We start from the raw sequence: 3,631 nt of genomic DNA, 5'->3' as shown, positions 1-3,631 counted from the left end.
GTCATGAAGAGGCGGGGGAGTGGCGGGGCGTTTGCAAAGCCCCGCCACCATAGTGGCGCCGCCGCCGGGCTGCCTTGACTGGGGTCAAAGCGGGGCGGCGGCGGCATACCGCGCTGGCTTGCGCTCAGCTCTTCCAGGCGCCGATGTGGGAGCGCGCCGCCTCCTCCCGCAGCGCCGGGCCGACGCAGACGATGCCCTTGGGCGAGGCGTCGAACACCTCGCGGCAGGACAGTTCGGCGTCGCGCTGGTCCAGCCGTTCGCCGCGGAAGCCGCGCAGCGCCACCGCGTCTATGCCGAACACCACCCGGCCGATGTTGGCCCAGAAGATGGCGCCGGCGCACATCACGCAGGGCTCGGCGGAAGAGTAAATGGTTGCCCGCGCCAGTTCCTCGCGGCTGTGGCGCGGCGAGGCCAGGCGCACCGCGGTGGTTTCGGCGTGGCCGGTGCAGTCGCCGGTTTCAGCGGTGTTGCACCAGGCTTCGGCCAGCACGCTGCCATCGGCGCCGACGATGAGGGCGCCGAAGGGCCGGTTGCCGCGGCTGCGGCCGAGGTCGGCGAGCTCGATGGCGCGGCGCAGGTAGAGGGCGTCGCGCGCGTCCAGCACGGTTTCCGCCGCGCCCATGCTCAGGCCCCGGCGACCATGCGTTCCGCCTTGGGCGGCAGCAGCGAGAGCTCGTACAGCTCGGCGGCGGCAGGCGGCTTCTCCAGGCCGAACACGGCGGCAACGTCGGCGATCTGGCGGCTTACCAGCTCGCCGCGTACCGCGCCCAGGCCATCGGCGCGGGTGTCGGCGGCGGCGACGTAGCCACGGGTGATGTTCCAGCGCTCGCGCTCCACCTCCAGGTTGAGGATGGGCTCGCGGGCCTTGATCGCCGCCAGCGCGGGCTCCACGTCGGCCACCGTTTCCCGCAGCGCGCGGTTGGTGGCGCGCAGGAAGCCGGCCAACGCCTGCGGCTTGTCGGCGATCAGCTTGCGGCTGGCGAGAATGGCGTTGCCGTAGAGATCCAGCCCGGCCTTGGCGTACTCCAGCACCGAGAGCTGCTCCAGCGGCATGCGCGAGAACAGCGACACCGCCGAGTCGTGGAAGTAGGTGGCGGCATCCACGTCGCCACGGATCATCACGTTGTCGCGCACCGCGAAGTCGGTGGTGACCCACTCGAAGAAGTCCGGCCCGGCCTTGAGCCTGTTCGCCACCATGGGCCACAGCCGGCGGGTGGATTCCACCGCCGCCGCGGCCACGCGCTTGCCGCGCAGGCTGGCGAAATCGGCGGTGATGCCGCGGTCCTTGCGGCCGATGATGACGAAGGGCGCGCGGTTGTAATACTGGTACACCGCCTGCACCGCCGCCTTGCCGGGGTTCTGGGCGTGGAATTCGATCAGCGAGCTGATGTCGCCCAGCGACATGTCGTAGGCGCCGCTGGCAACGCGGGTGATGGAGGCCACCGAGCCGGCGCCGGTGTCTATGGTCACGTCCAGCCCTTCCTCGCGGTAATAGCCGCGGGCCAGCGCCAGGAAGAAGGGCGAGGTCTGGCTGGTGACGCGGAAATCCAGCGAGAACTTGAGCGGCAGCAGGCCGGCGGCGGGGGCGGGCTGGGCCAGCGCCGGGCGCGACAGGCCGGCGAGGGCGGTGGCGGCAGGCAGGGCGGCGAAGGACGACAGGAAGCGACGACGATCCATTGGGGATGCTCCGGGCAATGTTCTTGGTACCCGGCGGCGGCGCGCGCCGACGGGGCGACAAGAGCAATTTCCGGGCGCCCCGGCTCTCTGTTCCGGTGGCGCTGAACGCTTCTACTCTCGGTTCGGCACTTAGCAGCATGCGTGCCAGCGGTTGAGGGTTTGATGCCGGTGGGGTCATCGGTGGCGGGAAAGGCGTGTCGCAACAGGGGATTCCGCTTGCTCCGCGCGCCCGTATGCCCGGCCCGCGCGGGGGCTTGCGCACGAGGGGCGACGTGCATTGGCTTGGTGCGCAAATTGGGGGGTATGCCTTGAATTGGGGCAAGTCTCCGTGCTGGCGGGGGCCGCGCGCCTCGGCGGCCGGCCAGCCGCCGAGGCGCGCGGCCCGGAACGGCGTGCCGCAGTCAAAAGCCAGCAGGCGCGCGACCTGCGGGCGCGGAGGGGCGCAGTGCCAGCTGTATCGAAGCGGCGCTTGCTCCGCCGCCCGTAATAGGTGGCACGCCCCCTGCTTTGGGTTGCGGCGAGAGTAGAAGCGTTCACCTCCCTGGTCCGCCGTCCGGCGAGCCAGCGGCCGGTCGGTAATTGCTCTTGAAGCCGGTGTCGCGCTGTCCCGCCCGGGACGCGCCGCGCCGGGACATCCTTCAAGAGGCGATGCCGGCCCTTTCCGCCCCGTGCATCCCTCGCGAGCCCTTGTAACGCAGGAGCACGACAATGCACACCACCCAACAGACCCCCGCCGCCCCGGCGCCCTACGCCCTCAACGAGTTGAACAAGGAATCGCGCATGGGCGCGATGGGCACCGAGAACGAGAGCCGCGAAGTGCGACGTATCGACCTATCCGATTTCGAACACCGCAAGGCCGAGATCGCCGACCAGCTGTGGAGCGCCTCGGTGGATGTGGGCTTCTTCCAGCTCTACAACCACGGTATCGAGCTGGCCGAAGTGCGCAAGGCCTTCGCCACCATGGAGCGCTTCTTCGCCCTGCCGGACCAGGTGAAGGCCAAGTATCCGCTGAAGAAGGGCTGCAACGCCGGCTGGGAGAGCAAGGCCCAGGTGCGGCCTTCCACCGGCACGCCGGACCAGAAGGAGTCCTACCAGATCACCCGCCCGCACATGGCCGAACTGTGGCCGAGCGAGGAAGAGCTGGCCGGTTTCCGCGACACCATGCTGGCCTTCGAGGCGCAGTGCTGGACGGTCGGCATGCGGGTGCTGTCCTGCTTCGCCGACAAGCTGGGCTTCGACAGCGAGTTCTTCACCCGCGCCCACGATCCGCTCAGCCCCGGCTACCAGAGCACCCTGCGCCTGCTGCACTACTACGCCATTCCGCCGGAGTTCAGGAACAAGCTGGACCTGTGGCGCGCCGGTGCCCACACCGACTTCGACTGCCTGACCCTGCTATTCCAGCGCGAAGGCCAGGGCGGCTTGCAGGTGTGCCCCGGCAAGGAGTTCGAGGCCGAGGAATGGACCAGCATTCCGCCCGCGGAAGACGTCATCACCTGCAACATCGGCGACATGCTGATGCGCTGGAGCGACGACCAGTTGCCGTCCAACTTCCACCGCGTGCGCAACCCGCGCCCGGACGAGTACCAGGGCGCGCGCTACAGCCTGGCCTTCTTCTGCCAGGCCAACCGCGAGGTGGTCATCGAAGGGCCGGCGCACAAGTACCCGGCGATCACCGCGGAGGACTACCTGTACCAGCGGGTGAATGCGAACTTCGCGAAGTATTGAGTGCTGACAGCGTGCCGATAGGGCCGGTGTCAGCAGGGCTAGGGAAGACCTGGTCTGGATAGGCAGGCTCGCGTAAGGCAGCTGCACTCGCAGTAAGGCAGACAGCCCCGCGTATGGCAGCGGCGGTTCTGCCCCCTCCCCCCTTGCGGGGGAGGGTTGGGGAGAGGGGGTGCCCCGCAAGGGGCGTTAGCGGCAATACAAGCCCACTCCCCCTCTCCCTCAGCCCCTC

At 69.2% G+C, this 3,631-nt stretch carries 3 protein-coding genes; 1 reads left to right on the top strand and 2 read right to left on the bottom strand.

Annotated elements, in window-relative coordinates:
* Positions 1-124: 124 nt before the first annotated feature.
* Both GRF61_RS23570 and GRF61_RS23565 read right to left on the bottom strand, forming a co-directional pair.
* Entirely contained in the window at positions 125-622 is a 498-nt protein-coding gene (locus tag GRF61_RS23570; RefSeq protein ID WP_169153053.1) for a nucleoside deaminase, read from the bottom strand.
* Between the two features lie 2 nt (positions 623-624).
* On the bottom strand, positions 625-1,677 hold the full coding sequence (locus GRF61_RS23565) for an ABC transporter substrate-binding protein (RefSeq protein WP_169153052.1): 1,053 nt from the start codon (positions 1,675-1,677) through the stop codon (positions 625-627).
* Between the two features lie 708 nt (positions 1,678-2,385).
* On the opposite strand from GRF61_RS23565, the gene GRF61_RS23560 reads away from it, so the two are divergent.
* A complete protein-coding gene (locus GRF61_RS23560; RefSeq protein ID WP_169153051.1) occupies positions 2,386-3,402 on the top strand; it encodes an isopenicillin N synthase family oxygenase in 1,017 nt (338 codons plus the stop codon).
* Positions 3,403-3,631 lie beyond the last annotated feature (229 nt).

The organism is Azoarcus sp. TTM-91, assembly GCF_012911025.1.
GTDB lineage: Bacteria > Pseudomonadota > Gammaproteobacteria > Burkholderiales > Rhodocyclaceae > Azoarcus.
This window is presented reverse-complemented; position numbering and strand designations above follow the sequence as displayed.